The following is a 20,847-nucleotide window of genomic DNA, read 5'->3' on the forward strand; positions in this document are numbered from 1 at the left end:
GGCCAGGCGGGGCACAGCTTTGCCCGTCATCATCGGTGCATGATCGAGCACACCGTGCCGGAGCCGTCCAGGCCCCTGCGGTCGTGGATACGCTCCTCGCCCGGAACGCATATCTGGCTGCTGATCATCGCCGTCACCAGCATCGTCGTCGTGATCGCGCCCGATCAGGTCGACCGCGTGCTGCTCCACCGCAACAGCAGCAATATCCACCAGCTCGTCCAGCATCCCGTCCGGGCACTCCTCAGCAGTGCGTTCTGGATCGAGAACCCGGCCTCGCTCGCCCTCTACGCGGTGCTCTTCGAGCTGTTTCACGCCCCCGTCGAACGCTGGCTCGGCACCCTGCGCTGGCTCGTGATCGTCGCGAGCGCGCACGTCGTCGCCACGCTGATCAGCCAGAGGGTCCTGCTGGCGGCCATCCAGGACCACCGTGCCCCCCGCAGCATGACCCATGTCGTCGACATCGGCGTCAGCTACGGGCTCGCGGCCGCCGCCGGTGTCCTCACCTACCGGATCCCCAGTCCCTGGAGATGGTTCTACCTGGCCGGAGCGGTCGCCTTCTTCGGTATCCCCCTCGCCACCGGCGGCACCTTCACCGACCTGGGCCACGCCATCGCGCTCTCCGTCGGCCTGCTCTCCTGGCCCCTCACCCGCCACGTTGTTTCACGTGAAACACCCCCTCGTTTCACGTGAAACACGACTGAGCCCTCCGGCTAGCCGGCCTCGTCCCCGGCCTCCGCCTTCACCACGCCGTGTTCCCAGGCCCACGCCGCGATTCCCACCCGGTTCCTGGCCCCCAGCTTGGCCTGGACGTTGGCGATGTGGGTCTTGGCGGTCCCCGCGCTGATGAACAGCTCCGCGCCGATCTCGGCGTTGGTGAGTCCCCGCGCCACCAGGCGCACGATGTCCAGCTCCCGCGCCGTCAGCGGATGCGTCGTGGGCCGGGCGACCGGACCCTGCTGCGTCAGCCGGCTCAGCAGCCGCACCGTGATCTGCGGACTGATCAGCGTGTCTCCGGCCATCGCGGCCCGTACCCCCTCGATGAGCAGCGCCGGTCCGGACCGCTTGAGCAGAAAACCGCAGGCGCCGTTGCGCAGAGCGGTGTGCACGTACTCGTCGAGGTCGAAGGTGGTCACCACCACGACACGCGTCTCGGGCGCCAGCAGCCGGGTCACCTCCAGCCCGTCGAGCCTCGGCATCCGGATGTCCGCGAGCACCACGTCGGGCCGCAGCTCCCGCGCCAGTGCCACCGCGCTCTCCCCCTCCGCCGCCTCCCCCACCACGGTCATGTCCGGCTGCGAATCGAGGATCAGCCGAAAACCGCTGCGGATGTCCTCTTGGTCGTCGGCTATCAGGATGCGTGTGGTCACGCCGCCATGATCACCCGAGGGTCGTCTCGTCCGCGGGGAAGACGGCGCAAACCCGCCACCCGCCGTCCTCGGCCGTCCCGGCCCGCAGGGTCCCGCCCGCGGCCTCCACCCGTCCGCGAAGGCCCGCCAGCCCGGTCCCGCCCCGACGCCGTCGTACCAGCAGCCCGACGGCGCCCCGGGGTGCGGCGGAATTGGCCACGCTGATCTCTATGGCCGCCCCTGCCCGGCGTACGGCGACCTGCACCACGGCCGCCCCGGGCGCGTGGCGGCGTACGTTCGTCAGCGCCTCGACGGCTACCCGGTACGCCGTGGTGTCCGCCTCCCGTGACAACTCCCGTACCGCCTGCGGGTCGGCGTCCAGTGTCCCGCCCTCGAATCGCTCCACCAGATCAGGCAGTTGGGCCAGACCCGGAACCGGAGCCGTCGGCCCGCCCGCGGCCTCCCGCAGCGCGTGCACCGTCCGGTCCATCGAGGCCAGCGCGCTCAGCCCCGCCGTCTCGATCCGCTCCAGCGCCCGGAGCGCTTGCCCGGGGTCCTGCGCGGCCACGAACCGGGCCGCCTGCGCCTGCACCACGATGGCGCTCACGTCGTGAGTCACGAAGTCGTGCAGATCCCGGGCGAGTTCCAGCTGCTGGTCGCGGCGCGCATCCCGTACGGCACGCCGCATCCGGCCGGCCTGGCGGCGCAGAAAGCCGCCGGCCAGCACCGCTCCGAGGGCAGGCAGCGCCCAGAAGGCCGCCGCCCCGCCGGCCTCCAGCCACGACCCCCGTCCCCACACCAGCGGGACGGGCCACAGAGCGACGGCGGCCACGCCCAGGACGCCCGCCACGGTCCCCGAACGCAGAGGAGACCAGCGGGCCACCAGAGCCAGCAGGGGCAGCAGGACACACATCCAGAGCAGCAGCCACGGCGCGGGTGCCCCCAGGCCGGTGGCGGCGAGCCCCACGACGGCAGCCGCTGCCAGCAACGGGGCATACGCGGCAGCCGGGTTGACGGTCATGCCCCCGACCCTACGAGCGCACGCCCGGGCCTGCCATCTGCCGTTCGGCAGAGCCGCACGAGCGGCCGTGCCCGTCCGGCCTGCTGTTCGGCGGATGGTTGCGAAGGCCCCGGGCGACGAGGCTCGAGTCATCAGCCGGACCCTCCCGAACAGGACGTGAACGATGACCGCCAACACCGTCGCGCGCCCCTCGGACACCTCGCCCGGGGTCTCACCCCGGCTTCGCCGGCTGGCGGGGCTCGCCTCGCTGACCGTGCTCCCCAGCTGCGTGTGGCGACTCATGATCGCGGCGGGCATCCCCATGGGCTGGGGCCCGGGCAGCGATCTGCACCACGCGTACTACCCGGGCAGGGAATCGCTGGTCCTCATCTTCGTCAGCGTCCTCCAGGAGTGCCTCGGCCTGCTGAGTCTCGGTCTGGTTCAGCGCTGGGGCGAGGAGCTGCCCCGCTGGATCCCCCGGCTGGGCGGACGCCGGTTCCACCCGTGGATGGCGGTGGTCCCCGCAGCGCTGGGCGCAATCGCGCTCACCGGCATCACGGTCCTCGGCGCCTCGACGTGGAGCGAGGTCAACGCCGCGAATCCCGAGGCGCCCACCGGGCTCGGCCTGTGGGTCTTCAACCTGTCCTACGCACCCCTGCTGCTCTGGGGTCCGCTGCTCGGCATCCTCACCATCGCCTACTGGCGGCGCCGCCGGATGTACGGCTGAGGCGTGGAAAATCGCTGGTACGGGGCTTCGGCCCGGGGCAGAGTGAGTCGTGCGGGGAGCAACAAAAGGTCCGGGACGGCCACTTCGAGCGCGTCTTGCGGCGCGGGCCGTCCCGGACCTCTCGTACGTCCTGCGCCTTACGCGGCGCCCAGCAGACGCTCCAGCACCACCGCGATGCCGTCCTCCTCGTTGGAGGTCGTCACCTCGTCGGCCACCGCCTTGAGCTCCGCATGGGCGTTGGCCATCGCCACCCCGTGCGCGGCCCAGCCGAACATCGGGATGTCGTTGGGCATGTCGCCGAAGGCGATCGTCTCCGCCGCCTTCACTTTCAGCCTGCGCGCGGCCAGCGACAGACCGGTGGCCTTGGTCAGGCCCAGCGGCAGGATCTCGACTATGCCGGGTCCCGCCATGACGATGTCGACCAGGCTGCCCACAATCTGCCGGGCCACCTTGACGAGCGCATCGTCGTCCAGCTCCGGGTGCTGGATGTAGAGCTTGTTGAGCGGAGCCGTCCAGACCGCCGCGGTGTCGTCCAGGTAGAGGGCCGGGAGGCCCTCCTGCACCTGGTACCCGGGCCCGAACAGGACCTCGCCGTCCACCCCGTCCCGGCTGGCCGCCAGGGCCAGCGGACCGACCTCGGCCTCCAGCTTCGACAGCGCCAGGCCGGCCAGCTGCCGGTCCAGCGTCACCGAGGTCAGCAGCCGGTGCGCGCCCGCGTCGTAGACCTGCGCGCCCTGTCCGCAGACGGCGATCCCGTTGTAACCGAGATCGTCCAGTACATGCCGGGTCCAGGGCACCGCACGGCCGGTGACGATGATGTGCGCCGCGCCCGCCGCGGTGGCCGCGGCGAGCGCTTCACGGGTGCGTTCCGAGACGGTGTCGTCGCCACGCAGCAGCGTGCCGTCGAGATCGGTCGCGACGAGCTTGTACGGGAACGGAGCCGGGCTCACTTGGTGATCGGCTCCAAGACCTCGCGGCCGCCGAGGTACGGACGGAGCACCTGGGGCACCCGCACCGAACCGTCGGCCTGCTGGTGGTTCTCCAGGATCGCAACGATCGTGCGCGGTACGGCGCACAGCGTGCCGTTCAGCGTGGACAGCGGCTGGGTCTTCTTGGCGTCGCGGTAGCGGATCGACAGGCGGCGCGCCTGGAAGCTGTCGCAGTTCGAGGCGGAGGTCAGCTCGCGGTACTTGCCCTGGGTCGGGATCCAGGCCTCGCAGTCGAACTTGCGCGAGGCGGAGGCGCCGAGGTCACCGGTGGCGACGTCGATCACCTGGAACGGCAGCTCCAGGCTGGTCAGCCACTGCTTCTCCCACTCCAGGAGGCGCTGGTGCTCGGCCTCGGCTTCCTCCGGCGCGACGTACGAGAACATCTCGACCTTGTCGAACTGGTGGACGCGGAAGATTCCTCGGGTGTCCTTGCCGTATGTGCCGGCCTCGCGGCGGAAGCACGGGGAGAAGCCGGCGTACCGCAGCGGCAGCTTGTCGGCCTCGATGATCTCGTCCATGTGGTACGCGGCGAGCGGCACCTCGGAGGTGCCGACCAGGTAGTAGTCGTCCTTCTCCAGGTGGTAGACGTTCTCCGCGGCCTGGCCGAGGAAGCCGGTGCCCTCCATGGCGCGCGGACGCACCAGCGCGGGGGTCAGCATCGGGATGAAGCCGGCCTCGGTGGCCTGGGCGATGGCCGCGTTGACCAGCGCCAGCTCCAGCAGGGCGCCCACACCGGTCAGGTAGTAGAAGCGCGAGCCCGAGACCTTGGCGCCGCGCTCGACGTCGATGGCGCCCAGTGATTCGCCGAGCTCCAGGTGGTCCTTGGGCTCGAATCCCTCGGCGGCGAAGTCGCGGATGGTGCCGTGCGTCTCCAGGACGGTGAAGTCCTCCTCGCCGCCGACCGGCACGTCCTCGTGGACGATGTTGCCGAGCTGGAGGAGAAGTTGCTTGGCGGCCTCGTCGGCCTCGTTCTGCTCGGCCTCGGCGGCCTTGACGTCCTGCTTGAGTTGCTCGGCCTTCTTCAGCAGCTCGGCCCGCTCCTCGGGGGAGGCCTTCGGGATGAGCTTGCCGAGAGACTTCTGCTCATTGCGCAGTTCGTCGAAGCGCATGCCTGAGGACCTGCGGCGCTCGTCGGCGGAGAGCAGTGCGTCGACGAGTTCGACGTCCTCTCCACGGGCGCGCTGCGAGGCGCGGACACGGTCAGGGTCTTCACGGAGCAGCCGGAGGTCAATCACCCCTCAAGGCTACCGGGCTGGGCTTCCGGGGATCACACCGATATCACGCTGCGTGGCACTATGTCCTAATTGCAACGAATGGATAAGTCCCGGAGGCTGACTGGAACTGATCCCTGTCGGGGGTGTCGATAAAAGCGGTCCCATTCCCCGAAAAGGGGCGCAATGTCGACCGGCGGTCGGGCCCTGAGCAGGGCCGGAGGTGGTTCTTGTCCACAGGAATCACTGCGGCCCGCAGTTTATCCACAGGCTGTGTGCTGCCTCTGTGGACACAGGAATAGATCATTCCTGATCGGTGGATGGTCGGGGCGAATCAGGGTTCAAACCACCCTCACACACTCATTCGGGTGGGAATGACTCGCCCCAAAGAGTTGATCGGGGCTGCGGAGGTGACACCGTTCACCTTCCGCTCCCCAGCACGAAACCCGGGCCGTCGGACCGATTTGTCGACCTTGTCGGGCCGCTCTGTCGACTTGTCCCCAGGTCTGCATCACATCCTGTGGATAACTCTGTGGACAGTGGACGACGGCCTTACGCCCGGCCGTCCAGGCAGCGCCCCAGCCAGTCGGAGGCCGCCGTGAAATCGCCGTCCGAGGTTCCGGCCCGAGGTGCCCGGACATCACTCTGAGCGACACCGGCGCGCGGATAGGAACCGAGGAAGCGGACCTGGGGGCAGGTCCGCTTGAGGCCCATGAGTGCCTCTCCGACCCGCCGGTCGGAGATGTGACCCTCGGCGTCGACGGCGAAGCAGTAGTTTCCGATGCCCTGGCCGGTCGGGCGGGACTGGATCAGCATCAGGTTGACCCCGCGGACTGCGAACTCCTGGAGAAGCTCCAGGAGCGCACCCGGGTGGTCGTCGCCGAGCCACAGCACGACGGAGGTCTTGTCGGCGCCGGTCGGCGCGGCCGGCCGCGCGGGGCGTCCGACGAGGACGAACCGCGTCTCGGCGTTCTCCGCGTCGTGGATCTCGGTGACCAGCGGAACAAGCCCGTAGGTGGCCGCGGCGAACTCGCCCGCGAAGGCGGCGTCGAAGCGGCCCTCCTGGACCAGACGGGCGCCGTCGGCGTTCGACGCGGCCGACTCCCACACCGTGTCCGGCAGGTTCGCCCGCAGCCAGTTCCGCACCTGCGGCTGGGCGACCGGGTGCCCCGTGACGGTCTTCACGTCCGACAGGGCGGTTCCGGGCCGCACGAGCAGCGCGAAGGCGATGGGCAGCAGCACCTCTCGGTAGATCATCAGCGGCTCGCCCGAGGCCAGCTCGTCCAGGGTGGCGGTGACCCCGCCCTCCACCGAGTTCTCGATCGGGACCAGCGCGGCGGCCGCCTCACCGTTGCGTACGGCGTCCAGGGCGGCCGGGACCGACACCATCGGGACGAGCTCGCGGGTCGCGGCTTCCGGCAGGGTGCGCAGGGCGGCCTCGGTGAAGGTGCCCTCGGGACCGAGATACGTGAAGCGGGTGGCTGACATGCGATCAGCCTAATGCCGGGGTGCCACCCCCCGGGTTGCTGTTCATCCTTCGAGCAGCCGCTGTCCCACGTACTCACCGCTGCGGGGGCCGGGCGGAACCGCGTACAGGCCGCTGGACTCGTGCCGGATGAACTCCGACAGCGCGTCGCCGCGGTCGAGCTTGCGCTGTACGGGGACGAACCCGCGCAGCGGATCGGCCTGCCAGCAGACGAAGAGGAGCCCGGCGTCGGGGGCGCCGTCGGAGCCGATCCCGTCGTGGAAGGAGAATGGGCGCCGCAGCATGGCCGCCCCGCCGTTCTGCTCGGGGGCGGAGATCCGGGCGTGGGCGTTGGACGGGATGACGGGCTTGCCATCGGCGCCGAGCTTGTCGAAAGCCATCTCGGTGGTCTCGCCGCCGCCGGTCAACGGGGCGCCGGTCGCCTTGGTGCGGCCGATGACCTGCTCTTGCTGGGCGAGGGACTGCTTGTCCCAGTCGTCGAGGAGCATGCGGATGCGCCGGACGACGGCGTACGAGCCCCCACCCATCCAGGCGTGCTCGTCGGGGCCGGGGCCGGCGACGGGTACGAAGATCCGCTTGTCGAAGTCGGGCTCCGAAGGCTTCGGATTGCCGGTGCCGTCGATCTGGCCCATCAGGTTACGGGCCGTCATCGGGGTGCCGGTGGCGCCGGGGGACCGGTTGAAACCGTTCATCTGCCAGCGGACGCGGGCGGCCTCCCCGGCGTCCCTCTGCAGGGCGCGCAGGGCATGGAAGGCGACGAGGCCGTCGTTCGCGCCGATCTGGACCCACAGGTCGCCATGGCTGCGCTGGGCGTCGAGCCGGTCGGAGGAGAAGTCCGGCAGCGGGTCGAGGGCGGCGGGACGGCGGGCGGTGAGCCCGGTGCGCTCGAAGAAGGAGTGGCCGAAGCCGAAGGTGACGGTGAGGGAGGACGGACCGGCGTCCAGGGCGATGCCGCTGTCCGAGGTCGGGGCGGGCTCGCCCGCCATGAGCCGCCGGGCGGTCTCGGACCAGCGTCGCAGCAGCGCGGCGGCCTCCGTACGGCCCGCCCCCGAGGCCAGGTCGAAGGCGACGAGGTGCCCCTTGGCCTGCAGGGGCGTGGTGATACCGGCCTGGTGCTCTCCCTGGAAGGGCACCTGGGTGGCGCCGAGGGAGGTCAGGCTGCCGGCCGCGCCCGAGGCGGAACGGCTCGCGGAGTCGGCGAGCGCGGAGTGCGCGAGGGCGCCGCCTGCAGCGCCCAGCGCGAGCCCGGCGGCGCCGGCGGCGCCGACGGTGCCCAGCAGTCGGCGCCGGGAGATCTCGATGTCGGTGTTGCTCTCGGTCACGCTGGTCAGCCGATCTTCACGGTCTTCTGGACGGTGGTCTGGTCGATGTCGGAGGTACGGACGGTCACGTCGATGCGCCATTCGCCGGCGAGCGGCAGCTGTACGCCCGATGCGGTCCAGTGCCCGGGGGCGGCCTGATCGGGGACGAGCGGCAAGGGGCCGATGTCCTTGGCGGGGAGGGTGAAGGCGACCTTGACCTCGGGGAGATCGAAGGGCTTGCCGTCGTCGGTGTCGGACCAGAGGTGAAGGGTGTTGGCACCCACCCGGCCCGGGTCGAGTTCGAGACGGATCGCCCCCTTGCCGTTCGGGCCGCCGGTGTCGAAGGGCAGGGTGATCTTGACGGCGCGGTCGGGGACGGCGGTGGCGGTGGAGCCGCGGCTCGACTCCTGCTCCACGGTTCGCCCGGGCTCGGTGCTGGTGAGGACCGTGGTGACGGCGAGCAGGATCACGGCGACGGCCGCCTCGGCAAGGACGGAGCGGCGCAGGCCGGCGCGGTCCGGGTCGGCGTCGCGGACCCGCTTCTCGCGCGCGGTCTCGCGGGCGGCACGCTGTCGGGCGAGCTGGGCGGCGCGCTCGGGGTCTGCGGGGACTGTGACCGGCTCGGCGTCACGGACAGGCTCTGTTTCACGTGAAACATCGTCGGCCGTTTCACGTGAAACATCGTCCCGTGCGATCCCCTCAGAAGCCCTGCCCGATGTCCCGTCCGATGTCCGCTGCGACGCCGCCTGTGGCGCCGCCTGCGAGGCGACCTTCTCGGCGGGCCCGGCCGAGGCCGCAGGGGCTTCGGCTTCGGCGAGCCGTCCGGTCCACTTCCGGGACGCGAAGGCGATGGCGAGAAGGACGGCGACCAGGCCCACCTTCAGGAGCAACAGCCGCCCGTAGTCGGTGCCGGTGAGGGCGGACCAGCTGCCCACCTGGCGCCAGGACTGGTAGACGCCCGTGACGGCGAGCACCAGGACGCTGGCGAAGGCGACCTTGGAGAAGCGCCGGACGGCCGCGCGTTCGATCCCGGGGATCTTGTAGAGGGCGACGAGCAGCGCCGCGAGGCCACCGAGCCAGGTGGCCACGGCCATCATGTGCAGGATGTCGGCGGGCATGGCGATGCCGGTCTGGATACCGGTGGAGGCGTGCTCGGAAAGCGCCCAGGTGGCGGCGATCCCGCCTGACACGACGGCGCCGCCCATGGCCAGGCCGAAGGTGAGGTCGCTGGTGTCCTTGGCCTCCTCCTCGGTTCCGGCGCCCTGCACACGGCGTGCGTACGCGCCGAAGAGCACCGCGACGAAGAGGGCGGCCGCGCCCAGCAGCAGCAGCCGGGAGACCAGCGAGGCGCCGGTCTTGGTCTCCAGTACGGCCCTGAGTCCGTTGAGGTCGAACGCGTCGGCGAAGTTCCCGGAGCCGGTGTACGGGGCTCGGAGCACCAGCATGGCGAGGGTTGCGGCGGTCAGCGCGACCCAGGCCCGCACGACGAGTTTCTGGAGCGGCCGTTCGGCGGCGCCCCCGCGCCAGCACAGCAGGATGAAGGCGGCGCCGCCGACGAGGACCGCGAAGCCGGCGTAGGCGGCGTAGCGGGCGATCCCGTACGCGATACCGACCGGCCCGCCGCCCGCCTGCGCGGTGGGGAGGGTGACATCGGTGGCGGAGGGCGCGCCGATGGAGAAGGTGAAGGCGCCCGAGATCGGGTGGCTGTCGGCCGACACGGCCTGCCAGGCGACCGTGTAGGTGCCATTGGGAAGGCCGGCGTGCAGAGCGGTGCCATAGCGGATGGTGTTCCCGCTGCACATGTCGCGCAGCTCGCCGGTGTCCACGCGTTTGCCCCGGGGGTCGAGGACGCGGATGGAGTCGTCCCCCATCGCGACCTGCTCCGAGAAGGAGAGGGTGACCTGGGCGGGAGCCGTGGCGACCACCGCCCCGTCCGTGGGGTCGCTCGCGGTGAGGGCGGCGTGCGCCGTGGCCGGTGAGGCCGCGGTGAACAGGGTTGCCAGCAGGGCTGCGAGGACCAGCGCGAGCCGCGGCAGGAATGCCGTGGCACGGGCGCGGGCCGTGGAGGGGGCGGGGGCGGTGGCCGTCATGGCGTGTCAGTTCCTCGATCCGTCAGTGGGCGTTGCCGGCCGTGGATGTAGGAGCCTGTGCGGTGTGCGTCCGGTCCTTCACGTCCAGCTCGACCTTGACGGAGCCGGCCTTCTCGAAGCGGAGCTCGACGGTGACCTTGTCGCCGACCTGCGGAGTGCTCTTGAGACCCATGAACATGATGTGGTTGCCGCCGCGCTCCAGCCTGAGCTCGCCGTTCGCCGGCACGTCCATCGACTGGACCTGCTGCATCTTCTGGTCCTTGGTCTCGTGGATCTCGAGATCGTCGGAGAGCGGGGAGGTGGCGCCGGTGAGCTTGTCGGCGGTCCCGGAGCCGTTCTTGATGACCATGAAGCCGCCGGCCATCTTGTCGTTCACGGGCTGGGGCATGAAGGCGCCGCTGACGGTCATCCTGGGCTTGTCGTCGCCGGAGCAGCCGGATATGGCGAGCGCTGCCGTCAGGGAGAGGGCGGCGGCGAGGGTGCGGGTGGTGCGGGCGTTCACGGGTTCTCCCCCTTGGTGAGCTTCGGCAGGTCCTTCGTGTAGTCGTCGACGGTGGTGCCCTCGCCGTAGAGGACGTAGCCCTCGTCGGTCTTGGGCGAGAACGCGATGACCTGGGCGCCGTGCATGGAGACGACCTTGTCGTCGCTCCCCTTCGTGGCGGGCTCGATGCCGATTCCGAGAGCGCGCGCGGCGGCCTGGATGGTGGCGAAGTCCCCGGTGAGCCCCGTGAAGGACGGGTCCTGAGCCTTGAGCCACGCGCCGAGGGACTCGGGGGTGTCCCGTTCCGGGTCGGTGGTGACGAAGACGACCTGGAGGTTGTCCTGGTCGGCCTTGGGAAGTGCCTTCTTGGCCACGGCGATGTTGCTCATCGTCAGCGGGCACACGTCGGGGCAGTGGGTGTAGCCGAAGTACATGAGAGTGGGCTTGCCCTTGGTCTGCTCACGGAGGTTCCACGGCTTGCCCGTGGTGTCCGTGAGGACGAGTTCCGGCTTGCTGAAGGGGCGGTCCAGCACGGTCGCGGCCTGGGTGTTGCTCTGGCCGCCGGAGATCTGGGTGACCGAGCCGGTCTTGGCGGGTTCACCGCCGCAGGCGGTGAGGGTGAGCGCGGCCGCCGCGAGAAGGGCGGCGAGCGTCACACGTGTGGTGTGCATGGAGAGATGTCCCTGGGATCGGGGAATGCGGACGTTCGGAGCGGGCGCGCCCAGGGGGCGCGGCGGGTCAGGCGGAGCGGCGACGCGAGGCGATGCCGAAGGCCACCCCGCCGAGTCCGATGACGATGCCGGCGATGCCGAGGGCGCGCGCGGTGGTGTCGGAGCCGTGTTCGGCGGCGGCCTTGCCATGGCCGTCACCGGCCTTCTTGTCGGCGTTCTTCGCCTCGTCGGCCTTGGCGCCGCTGCCGTGGTGGTCGTCGCCCTTGGGGGTGGTCAGCTTCAGGACGGGCGCGGGGTTCTGCGGCTCCGCGGCGCCGTCCTTGGCCTCCTCGATCCAGCGGACGATCTCGCCGTTGTCGTACGTCTGGATGGACTTGAACACCATCTGGTCGGCGCTCTCGGGCAACTTGCCCACGGAGAGCGGGAACTGCTGGAACTTCCCGGGCTCGATCTTGCCGCCGGACCAGGTGACCTTGGTGACGGCCTCGTTGATCTGCTTGCCGTGCACGGTGAGCGGCTGGTCGAGCTTGCTCTTCTCGACCGTCACGGTCCAGCCGGGAACGTCCTGCGGCATGACGGAGGTGAGCGGCTGGTCGATCGGGAAGTTGACCTCCAGCTGGGTGGTCGACGCGTTGTCGCGCTCGTTGGGGACCTTGAAGTTGATTGTCGCGTAGCCGCCCTTGGTTGCCTCGCCGGGCTGTACGCCGACATGGGCGAAGGCAGGGCCGGAGAGGACGAGGACGGTGCCGGCGGCGAGGGCGGCGGCGATCGAGACGCGAGAGGTCTTCATGGCAGGAACACTCCATGGAAGCAGTGGCGGCTCCGCGCACGGGCGCGCGCGGAGTTCGCGGCACCGGTGCTCCCGCTGATCCCGGGGAGGGGTGCCGCGTCAGGCTGCGAGGGCGAGCGCCACGGGGGGCCCGCGCCTGATCACGGTGTGCTGGAGTACTTCCCGGCCGGTGGAGGCCGTCGGGTCGGACCCGGTCCGCACGGCCTGCGGGTTACGGGCAGGCGCGCCGGCGAGTCCGGCGCCGAGGGCGCGGACGAAGGCCAGTGCGGCGCGCAGCGGGCGCATCGGGGCGGACTCGGCGGAGAGCCGGGACAGTTCGACGATCCGCAACAGTGCGGCGTCGCCGCGGCCGAGCAGCCAGCCGGCGGCGAGTGCGGCCAGCAGGTGGCCGATCAGCATGGCGGGGCTGAACAGGCCGGTCGCCGGCGCGGTGACGGCGGCCTGGGCCACGTGCGCGTGGGTGCCGTGACCCTGCGCCGCGACCTCCCCGGCCAGTGCGACCTGTGCTGCCTGCTGGGTCAGGGCGGCCGGGTCCAGGCCTGCGGCCTCCACGATCCGCCGGGCGTCGGCCGAGCTGAGCGGTACGGAGTTGCCCCCGCACACCAGTCGGGCCGCGAGTTCTGCGAGCGAGCGGTCGCCGGCGCCGGCCGGTCCCTGCGTGGCCCCGGTGCTGTGCTGGCCGAGGCCGAACAACGTGTGCAGCGCGAGTTGTCCGGCGGTGAGACCGGAGGCGATCCCGGGCAGTGTCCGCCGGCGACCCGCGAGCGGGGCTGCGACCGCGAAGACGGCGAGGAAGCCGATGCAGAGCGACCACCAGGGCACGGTGGCGCAGGACGCCAGGGCGTGCCCGACCGCGGACAGCACGACGCAGACCGCGGTGAACACCGCGGCCCGGGTCAGCCGGAGGCCGGCTCCGGCGTGCGTCGCGTGGGGGTCAGACATGGCCGGGCCATCATCGCACTGCGCTCAGGCCCTCCATACGGCAGGTCCGGAAGGTCCCCATGAGTCCCCTCTGCGAAGACGGTCCGGACCCTGTGGCCGGTGGTGTCCCGGTCAAGTGCACCGCCGCATACATCGCCTCCCGGGAGAGCCACATCGGCCGGACGGGCGTAATGCGGTCTCGGACGGCCGCAGGGCGCTTACGGCTGCTCACGGGCGGCAATACGTAACCGTATGAGCATCTGGTGGTCTCTCCACTTGAGGCGCGAAGCCGCGAGCGTGCCGCTCGCCAGGCGACTGCTGCTGGGGACGATGGAGACCGCGGGGGTGGACCCGGACATCTCCTTCGATCTCTCGGTGGCGCTGAGCGAAGCGTGCGCGAACGCCGTGGAGCACGGCGGCGACGGCGCGATCCCGGACGAGACCGAGGCGTACCACGTCACGGCCTATCTCGACGGGGACTGCTGCCGTATCGAGGTGACCGATTCCGGTCCGGGGTTCCCGCCCGCCACGGTGGCCCGCCGCAGACCCGCCCTGGCCGAACACGGCCGGGGCCTGGACCTGATCGCCGAGCTCGCCGACCACGTCCGCTTTCGAAACCGGCCGGGCCGCGGCGCGGTGGTGAGCTTCGACAAGACGCTGAAGTGGCGCGACGACGCCCTGCTGAAGGTGTCGTAGGAACGCCGGTGGGCGGGACCCCCCACGGGATCCCGCCCACCGACACCATCGGTGGAGGCGTCAGCCCTTCAGGCGCGCCATCCAGGCCTCGACCTCGGTGGAGGTGCGGGGCAGCCCGGCCGACAGGTTCCGGTTGCCGTCCTCGGTGACGAGGATGTCGTCCTCGATCCGGACACCGATCCCGCGGTACTCCTCGGGGACGGTCAGGTCGTCGGCCTGGAAGTAGAGACCGGGCTCGACGGTGAGGCACATGCCCGGCTCCAGCGTCCCCTCGACGTACGCCTCGGTGCGCGCGGCGGCGCAGTCGTGGACGTCCATGCCGAGCATGTGGCCGGTGCCGTGAAGGGTCCAGCGGCGCTGCAGGCCGAGCTCCAGGACGCGCTCGACCGGCCCGTCCAGCAGGCCCCACTCGACGAGCTTCTCGGCCAGCACGTGCTGTGAGGCGTCGTGGAAGTCGCGGAACTTGGCACCCGGCTTCACCGCGGCGATGCCGGCTTCCTGGGACTCGTACACCGCGTCGTAGATCTTGCGCTGGATGTCGGTGTACGTGCCGTTGATCGGCAGAGTGCGCGTGACGTCGGCGGTGTACAGGGAGTGGGTCTCCACACCGGCGTCGAGCAGCAGCAGGTCCCCGGAGCGCACGTCGCCGTCGTTGCGGACCCAGTGCAGGGTGCACGCATGCGGGCCGGCGGCGCAGATGGAGCCGTAGCCGACGTCGTTGCCCTCGACGCGGGCGCGCAGGAAGAAGGTGCCCTCGATGTAGCGCTCGGACGTGGCCTCGGCCTTGTCCAGGACCTTCACGACGTCCTCGAAGCCGCGGACGGTGGAGTCGACGGCCTTCTGCAGCTCGCCGATCTCGAAAGCGTCCTTCACGGCACGGGCCTCGGAGAGGTAGACGCGCAGTTCCTCGTCCCGCTCCTTGGTCACCTTGTCGGTGAGGGCGGACTCGATCAGCGCGTCGTGGCCGCGCACGTTGCGGACCGGGCCCTCGGCCTCGGTGAGGGCCTCGGCGAGCTTGCGGACGTCCTGGGCGGGGATGCCCAGGAGCTGCTCGGCCTCCGTGAGGGAGTGGCGGCGGCCGACCCACAGCTCACCCTGGCCGGACAGCCAGAACTCGCCGTTCTCCCGGTCGGAGCGCGGCAGCAGGTAGATGGTGGCGGTGTGGCCGGTCGCGCCGGTGGGCTCCAGCACCAGGACGCCGTTCTCGGTCTGGTCGCCCGTGAGGTACGCGTACTCGGTCGAGGCGCGGAAGGGGTATTCGGTGTCGTTCGAGCGGGTCTTCAGGCGGCCCGCGGGGATGACGAGGCGCTCGCCCGGGAAGCGCGCGGACAGCGCGGCGCGGCGGGCGGCGGTGTGCTCGGCCTGGGCGATGGGCTCCAGTCCGTGCAGCTCCGTGTCGGCCCAGCCGGTACGCATGCTCTCGGCGAGTTCGTCGCTGACGCCCGGGTACAGACCGTTCTTGCGCTGCTTGTGCGTCTTCTTGGGCTGCTCTTCTTCCGGGGTCTCCGGGGTGAGCTCGTCAGCCACGTCTTCTCCTCAGCTACGACGGTACGGACCTGGGTGTGGACCGCATCCATCGTATGCGTGTACGGAGTGGGCGTGGTCCGAATCATGCCGTCCGTCACGATTCGGACCGCGCCCCGCGGCTCACTCGAACCGGGCGGCGAGCAGCACGATGTCCTCGGGGGCGTCGGCCGGCCCCCCGTCGGGCAGCACGGTGCGCAGGATGTGGTCGCAGAGGGCCGCCGGATCGTCCCGGGCGCTCCGGGGCACCCCTGCGGCCGCCGCGTGCAGCCGGGCGTAGGCCCGGTCCATGGGGTCGCCGGTGTGGCGCAGCAGTCCGTCGGTGTAGAGCAGCACCGTTTCTCCGGGTGCGGGCTCGATCTCGACGCTCGGTGCCTCCCAGCAGGACAGCATGCCCAGGGGGGCGGAGAGCGAGGTCTCCACATACTCGGTGCGGCGCTCGCCGATGAGGAGCGGCGGGGCGTGCCCGGCGCCCGCCAAGATGATCTTGCTGCCCTGGTCGTCGGCGTACGGCCCCCCGGCGGGCTCGCAGTAGGCGAAGAGCGCGGTGGCCGAGCGGGCGGGCTCGGTCAGGCGCAGCAGCAGCTCCAGGTCGGACAGGACCGCCACGGGGTCCTCGCCCTCCATGACGGCGTAGGCGCGCAGCGAGGCGCGCAGTCGCCCCATGGCGGCGATGGCGCTCGGACCGGATCCGGTGACGGAGCCGACGGCCAGCCCCAGGGCGCCCTCGGGCAGCGGCAGGGCGTCGTACCAGTCGCCTCCACCGCGCGGACCGGTGTGGTGGCGGGCCGCGAGCTGCACCCCGGGGATCCGGGGGAGCCGGCTGGGCAGCAGTTCCTCGGCGAGGGTGGCGAGCCGCGCGCGGGAGCGCTCCACCTCCAGCATCCGGGCCAGGTGCTCGGCGGCCTGTCGCACGTAGAGCCCGGCGAGGTCGCGCTGGCGGTCGTTCGGCTCGGCCTGCTCGTCGTAGAGCCAGACGGCCGCGCCGAGCCGGCCGGTGGCGTCGGCGGTCAGCGGGAGGGCGTAGCTGGCGGCGTAGCCGAGGCGGGCGGCGACCTCGCGGTGCCGGGGGTCGACGGGGGCGGCGAAGCCGCCGGTCCCCGGCGGCGTGCCCGGTTCGGGCAGGATCTCGGAGCCGCCCTGGGCGTCGGGGAGTCCGTCGAGGATCCGCCCGTAGGAGGTGGCGCTGCGCGGCACGGTCTCGATGTGACCGAGTTCGGCATGGCCGAGACCGAGGCCGATCGTGCTGCTGGGGCCGAGCCCGTCGGAGGGCTCCAGGACGATCAGGCCGCGGCGGGCGCCGACGAGTGCGGCTCCGGCACGCAGGAACTCGTGGAGGGAGCTGTCGAGGTCACAGGTGCGGGCCAGCCGCTCGGTGAGCTCGTGCAGGGTGGTGAGATCCGAGACCATGCCCGCCAGCCGGTCCTGAATGAGGCTGCCCGGGCCGGGCGGAGGGGCCGGTGCGGGGGTGGTCCGGACGGGCGAGGGCGCCACAGTCTGCGGTGACGCGGTAACTGCTGGATCGATTCCAGCCACTTTCGGCAGATGCGGGGCGCTCATGGCGTCCGCCTTTCCACCTGGTGCGATTCGCCAAATAGCATCGCAAACCCCCAGATCGTGCTGCGCCGCCATCAAGGAATCCACATCTACACGCACACGTGGATACATGTCCAGCATTGCCCAGGTGGGAATCCTGGTGTCCATGGGACGGCAACTCACCGTCGAGCCAAGGCTAGAACTTGGCCGGAAAAAGCTGGAGGCAGTCGGTTTTTGCGATCGACTGGGCGGGCTCCACGGGGGGTCGGGTACGTACTCGTTGGCGCCTGCGGTCAGTTGGCCCCGCCGGGAACCACCCGGGACGGGCCGCCGTCCTTAGCGGCGGCAGCCGCTCTCGGCAGCCGGCGCGGTCGCGCTGCACCCCGCGCCGGACGTTTGACGGACCCGCAAGAAAACTGCACGAACCGTGTGAACCTGCTTCTGGCGGACAGTGACGCGAAACCTGTACGTGTGGTGAGACACCGGTTACATGGTGTGATGTGGCCCTCGGCGTTCAACGGAAAGGAACGAGCGCTCATGCGCGAGATCCTCGGAAGGCGTCTCCAGCGGCTCCGCGATCGCTTTCAATCCCTGCGCCCCGACCCGGGACAGAGCGGCTCCGCATCCGCTCTCCTCGACGCGGCGCTCACCTGCGCCACCACATGGCAGTGGCCCGTCCTGCCCGGCGTCGGCCGATCCGGCACCGACGGCTCGCGCTGCGCCTGCCCCGACCCCGACTGCGTCGTTCCCGGCGCACACCCCTTCGACCCGGGGCTGCTCGCGGCGACCACCGACCCCCGGATGATTGCCTGGTGGTGGACCAACCGGCCCACCGCCCCCGTCCTGATGGCCACCGGCGGGACCGCCCCGTGCGCGGTGAGCCTGCCGGCTGCCGCGGCCGCACGGGCCCTCGTACGGCTCGACGCGCAGGGCATGAGGCTGGGCCCGATCGTGGCCACACCCACGCGCTGGTCGCTGCTGGTGTCTCCGTATTCGCTGGAGCGGCTCGGCGAACTCCTCTACGCGAAGGACCACGTGCCGTCCTCGCTGCGGTTCCACGGTGAGGGCGGCTATCTGCTGATGCCGCCCTCCGCCGCGTCCAGTGGCGGCCAGGCGCGCTGGGAACGGGAGCCGGGGGCGCAGCCACACGCGCGGTCGTCACGGTCGTCACAGCTGCATCCGCAGTCGCGGGTGTGGCCGCGGACGGCGTCACAAGGGCGGCCGCCGGTGGCGGCTGATCCGCGGACGCAGGGCGCTGGGAACCTCTGGCTGCCCGAGGTCGAGACGGTCGTGGACGCGCTGGTCGAGGCGAGCAGCGGTGCACCCGGAGGCGGCAGCCGGCTCGCGTACTGACCCGCCGGACCTCGGAGGATCACTCGTACGGGTGCCAGCGGGACCGGTTTCGAAGGGAATTGGGCGCGGGGATCTCCGTGCCCCATTCCCGCATCGCTATCTTCGGCGAATGAATCTCCGCCTGATCGGTATCGGCGCCGGTGTGCTGGTCATCTTGTCCCTCCCGCTTGCCGGAGCGATCGCCGGGCCGGATTTCGCCGGTCAGGACGACGGAAAGGGCGGTGGCCTGTTCTCGACGCTCGGGCTTTCGGACTCCCCCCGCAGCGCTCCTGCGTCGCCCGCGCGCTCGGCGGGGCCGGCCGGGCCCGCACGACAGGGCAAGGCCGAGCAGCCCCGTACGGATTCCCGCTGCGGCCCCGAGCTGTCCTCGCCGCACGGGGTGGAGGCGCAGACGTGCGTGCTGGTGTCCGAAGGTCGGACGTGGGGCCGGAGTTACTACCGGAACACCAGCGGTCGCGCGGTCGATGCCGTGCTGACGGTGATGGGTCCGGCCGGGCGCACCGTGCAGATCATGTGCGCGGTCGGCGCGGGCGACGAGCCGGGCCTGTGCGAGACGCCGAAAGAGGCCTCGGCCGGCGAGCCGGACAGTTACTCGGCCGTAGCGGAGTTTGCAGTTCCGGATGATGAAGGCAAGCTGCTCTTGCGGTCAGGGAGCAACTCACCGGCACGGGGTGACGGTTGAGTACCGCCGGAAATGGAAGGGCCCGGTCGCTGGCGACGGGGGATGCACCAGCGACCGGGCTACAAGAACGGTAACAAGAGATCGCCTGTTCGCAAATTCGATCTCTGATATTCAGACACCGATTTGCAGACGATTAACGGGAGTTGTGACTCCGGTCACCGGCTCCGCGCGTGTGTGCGGTCAGCTGAGGGTCACCTGGCGGTTGGTGAGCCCGCCGCGTGCCCGGCGCTCTTCCGTGGTGAGCGGGGCGTCCGTGGCCAGAGCCCCGGCCAGCCGCTCCGCGAACTCCGCCGCGGGCTTCTCGACGTCCTCGGCCGTGAGCCCGGTGGGCAGGTCCCAGACGGGGACCATCAGGCCGTGAGCGCGGAAGGAACCGACGAGCTTCGTACCCTCGCCGAGCGAGGAGGTGCCGGCCGCGTGCAGCCGCGCGAGGGCGTCGAGCAGCTTCTCCTCGGGGTGCGGCATGACCCAGCGCAGGTGGTTCTTCTCCGGGGTCTCGCACCAGTAGGCGGCGTCGACGCCGGTCAGCTTGACGGTGGGAATGGCGGCCGCGTTGGCGCGCTCCAGGGAGGCGGCGATCTCCGGGGAGGAGTTCTGGGCGCTCTCCGATTCCGGAATCCAGAATTCGAAGCCGCTGTGCACAACCGGCTCGAAACCGCCGTCGAGGTCCAGGAGATCCTGAAGTCGCGGACCCTCGGCAGGAACCCGGCGCGCAGGAATCGGAGTGCCTGGTTCCGCTACGAGTGCGCGCTCCAGGGTGTCGGCCATGTCGCGGCCGAGGTCCCCGGTGGATGAGTCGTTCTGCAGGCCGAGCAGAACGGACCCGTCCTCACGGCGCAGCGCCGGCCAGGCCATGGGAAGTACGGTCACCAGCGTGACCGAGGGGACGCCCTCGGGCAGACCGCCCTTGAGGGACAGCGGGACGGTGGCCGCGGGGACCAGCTCGCGCAGCGCGACCCAGTCACACTCGCCCGGCAGGCCCTCGAAGGGGCGCTGGACGTGCTCGGTGACGGCGTGCGCGGCGGCGGCGCCGTGGCAGGCCTTGTAACGGCGCCCGGATCCGCAGGGGCAGGGCTCGCGGGCCCCCACAACGGGGATTTCACCGTTGGTGAGCTGCGGCTTTGCGGTCTTGGCTGCGGGGCGCTTCTTGGCCATCGTGGGTGTCTCCCGGTTGCGGCGGTACGGCGTCGTGTCTGGGCGCGAGCCTAGCCGTTCGTACCGCCGGAACCGGTGGGGTGCGGCCGGGAGCACGGTCGGCGTGCGCTCCCGGACGGCCGCCTGTGCGGATGACCGGTACTGCTGTGCTGTTGTGGTGAGTTTGTGCGGTACTGCGGTACTGCGGTACTGCGGTGCAGTCGTGCGCTGTGCAGGATGCCGTGCGTGCTGTTCTGCGGTCCTGCTGCGCGGCTGTGCTGTCAGGGATCCCGCTGTCAGGGATCCAGATCGTCGAACGCCGTGCTGAAGTCGATCGCCGGGGGCGCAACGCGCGTAGCGAAATCGTCGTGCCGGGGCCCACAGGCAACGATCACCCAGACGGTGACCTCACCCGCCGCTCCGTCCCGGACACCCCAGTCTTGGGCGAGGGCGCTGATGATGTTCAGCCCCCGGCCGCCGCGCGCGGTGACCGAGGGCGTGGCAGGAACAGGGCGGGTGGGCCCGCCCCCGTCCGTTACCTCGACCGTCAGCCGCCCCGCTCCGTCGATGCGCCATGCGGCGCGTATCTCCCCGTCCCCGACTTCCCGTGTGCCCAGAGGCCTGCCGTGTCGGCAGGCGTTGCTGAGCAGTTCGGAAAGGATCAGTACGGCATCGTCCACGACCGATTCCGGCACCCCGCTGATACGCAGTTGCTCACGCATCCGGTGTCTCGCCTCGCCCACGCCCGCAGGACCATGGCGTACGTCCATGCACGACGACGTGGGCACTTCCTGTGCCACCACCAACGCCACCCCCGGAACCTCCTTAGCCCCACGCATGGTCTGGATGCCCCAATGGCCTGGACCGGAAACCGCCGAAGCGGACACCTCTGACGCATTCATGCCGGAC

Annotated in this window: 20 protein-coding genes; 5 read left to right on the plus strand and 15 right to left on the minus strand. The window is 70.9% G+C overall.

Going from position 1 to position 20,847, the window contains the following annotated elements; genetic code table 11:
- The first annotated feature begins 39 nt into the window (after positions 1-39).
- Positions 40-690 carry a rhomboid-like protein gene (locus tag ACWGIF_RS07670; protein WP_453492559.1) on the plus strand — a complete coding sequence of 217 codons (651 nt, stop codon included), beginning with the start codon at positions 40-42 and terminating at the stop codon, positions 688-690.
- Positions 691-710: 20 nt separating this feature from the next.
- Here the strand turns inward: ACWGIF_RS07670 and ACWGIF_RS07675 are convergent, their stop codons facing one another.
- Both ACWGIF_RS07675 and ACWGIF_RS07680 read right to left on the minus strand, forming a co-directional pair.
- Positions 711-1,367 (minus strand): response regulator, encoded by a 657-nt coding sequence (locus tag ACWGIF_RS07675; RefSeq protein ID WP_453492562.1) that lies wholly within the window; start codon positions 1,365-1,367, stop codon positions 711-713.
- Positions 1,368-1,377: 10 nt separating this feature from the next.
- Positions 1,378-2,367, minus strand: a complete 990-nt coding sequence (locus ACWGIF_RS07680) for a sensor histidine kinase (RefSeq protein ID WP_453492565.1) — start codon at positions 2,365-2,367, stop codon at positions 1,378-1,380.
- Positions 2,368-2,530: 163 nt separating this feature from the next.
- On the opposite strand from ACWGIF_RS07680, the gene ACWGIF_RS07685 reads away from it, so the two are divergent.
- Entirely contained in the window at positions 2,531-3,073 is a 543-nt protein-coding gene (locus ACWGIF_RS07685; protein ID WP_453492568.1) for a hypothetical protein, read from the plus strand.
- Between the two features lie 137 nt (positions 3,074-3,210).
- On the opposite strand, the gene ACWGIF_RS07690 is transcribed toward ACWGIF_RS07685, so the two are convergent.
- The 9 genes from ACWGIF_RS07690 to ACWGIF_RS07730 form a co-directional block, all read right to left on the minus strand.
- Positions 3,211-4,023, minus strand: a complete 813-nt coding sequence (locus tag ACWGIF_RS07690; RefSeq protein ID WP_453492571.1) for an HAD family hydrolase — start codon at positions 4,021-4,023, stop codon at positions 3,211-3,213.
- Positions 4,020-5,297, minus strand: a complete 1,278-nt coding sequence (serS, locus tag ACWGIF_RS07695; RefSeq protein ID WP_453492573.1) for a serine--tRNA ligase — start codon at positions 5,295-5,297, stop codon at positions 4,020-4,022. The genes ACWGIF_RS07690 and serS overlap by 4 nt, the downstream gene beginning before the upstream one ends.
- Before the next feature lie 528 nt (positions 5,298-5,825).
- Positions 5,826-6,761, minus strand: coding sequence for a prephenate dehydratase (gene pheA / locus ACWGIF_RS07700; RefSeq protein WP_453492576.1), 936 nt, complete (start codon positions 6,759-6,761; stop codon positions 5,826-5,828).
- 42 nt (positions 6,762-6,803) lie between these two features.
- Positions 6,804-8,162, minus strand: a complete 1,359-nt coding sequence (gene efeB / locus ACWGIF_RS07705) for an iron uptake transporter deferrochelatase/peroxidase subunit (RefSeq protein ID WP_453492579.1) — start codon at positions 8,160-8,162, stop codon at positions 6,804-6,806.
- Positions 8,087-10,150, minus strand: coding sequence for a copper resistance CopC/CopD family protein (locus ACWGIF_RS07710; RefSeq protein ID WP_453492582.1), 2,064 nt, complete (start codon positions 10,148-10,150; stop codon positions 8,087-8,089). The genes efeB and ACWGIF_RS07710 overlap by 76 nt, the downstream gene beginning before the upstream one ends.
- A gap of 22 nt (positions 10,151-10,172) precedes the next feature.
- Positions 10,173-10,652 carry a copper chaperone PCu(A)C gene (locus ACWGIF_RS07715; protein WP_453492585.1) on the minus strand — a complete coding sequence of 160 codons (480 nt, stop codon included), beginning with the start codon at positions 10,650-10,652 and terminating at the stop codon, positions 10,173-10,175.
- Positions 10,649-11,302, minus strand: a complete 654-nt coding sequence (locus tag ACWGIF_RS07720; protein WP_453492588.1) for an SCO family protein — start codon at positions 11,300-11,302, stop codon at positions 10,649-10,651. The genes ACWGIF_RS07715 and ACWGIF_RS07720 overlap by 4 nt, the downstream gene beginning before the upstream one ends.
- Before the next feature lie 67 nt (positions 11,303-11,369).
- A complete protein-coding gene (locus ACWGIF_RS07725; RefSeq protein ID WP_453492591.1) occupies positions 11,370-12,092 on the minus strand; it encodes a YcnI family copper-binding membrane protein in 723 nt (240 codons plus the stop codon).
- 99 nt (positions 12,093-12,191) lie between these two features.
- On the minus strand, positions 12,192-13,034 hold the full coding sequence (locus ACWGIF_RS07730; RefSeq protein WP_453492594.1) for a hypothetical protein: 843 nt from the start codon (positions 13,032-13,034) through the stop codon (positions 12,192-12,194).
- 231 nt (positions 13,035-13,265) lie between these two features.
- On the opposite strand from ACWGIF_RS07730, the gene ACWGIF_RS07735 reads away from it, so the two are divergent.
- Positions 13,266-13,709, plus strand: coding sequence for an ATP-binding protein (locus tag ACWGIF_RS07735; protein WP_453492597.1), 444 nt, complete (start codon positions 13,266-13,268; stop codon positions 13,707-13,709).
- 60 nt (positions 13,710-13,769) lie between these two features.
- Here ACWGIF_RS07735 and ACWGIF_RS07740 read toward each other — a convergent pair whose 3' ends face one another.
- Positions 13,770-15,236: an aminopeptidase P family protein gene (locus tag ACWGIF_RS07740; RefSeq protein WP_453492600.1), complete on the minus strand. Its 1,467-nt coding sequence runs from the start codon at positions 15,234-15,236 to the stop codon at positions 13,770-13,772.
- Between the two features lie 120 nt (positions 15,237-15,356).
- Positions 15,357-16,910 (minus strand): PP2C family protein-serine/threonine phosphatase, encoded by a 1,554-nt coding sequence (locus ACWGIF_RS07745; RefSeq protein ID WP_453492753.1) that lies wholly within the window; start codon positions 16,908-16,910, stop codon positions 15,357-15,359.
- 396 nt (positions 16,911-17,306) lie between these two features.
- On the opposite strand from ACWGIF_RS07745, the gene ACWGIF_RS07750 reads away from it, so the two are divergent.
- Positions 17,307-18,122, plus strand: coding sequence for a bifunctional DNA primase/polymerase (locus ACWGIF_RS07750; protein WP_453492603.1), 816 nt, complete (start codon positions 17,307-17,309; stop codon positions 18,120-18,122).
- 109 nt (positions 18,123-18,231) lie between these two features.
- Positions 18,232-18,804: a hypothetical protein gene (locus ACWGIF_RS07755; RefSeq protein WP_453492606.1), complete on the plus strand. Its 573-nt coding sequence runs from the start codon at positions 18,232-18,234 to the stop codon at positions 18,802-18,804.
- A gap of 180 nt (positions 18,805-18,984) precedes the next feature.
- Here ACWGIF_RS07755 and ACWGIF_RS07760 read toward each other — a convergent pair whose 3' ends face one another.
- Positions 18,985-19,959, minus strand: a complete 975-nt coding sequence (locus ACWGIF_RS07760; protein ID WP_453492608.1) for a DUF5926 family protein — start codon at positions 19,957-19,959, stop codon at positions 18,985-18,987.
- A gap of 275 nt (positions 19,960-20,234) precedes the next feature.
- Positions 20,235-20,750, minus strand: coding sequence for an ATP-binding protein (locus ACWGIF_RS07765; protein WP_453492611.1), 516 nt, complete (start codon positions 20,748-20,750; stop codon positions 20,235-20,237).
- Positions 20,751-20,847: the final 97 nt, after the last annotated feature.

Source organism: Streptomyces sp. NPDC054849, from assembly GCF_053610945.1.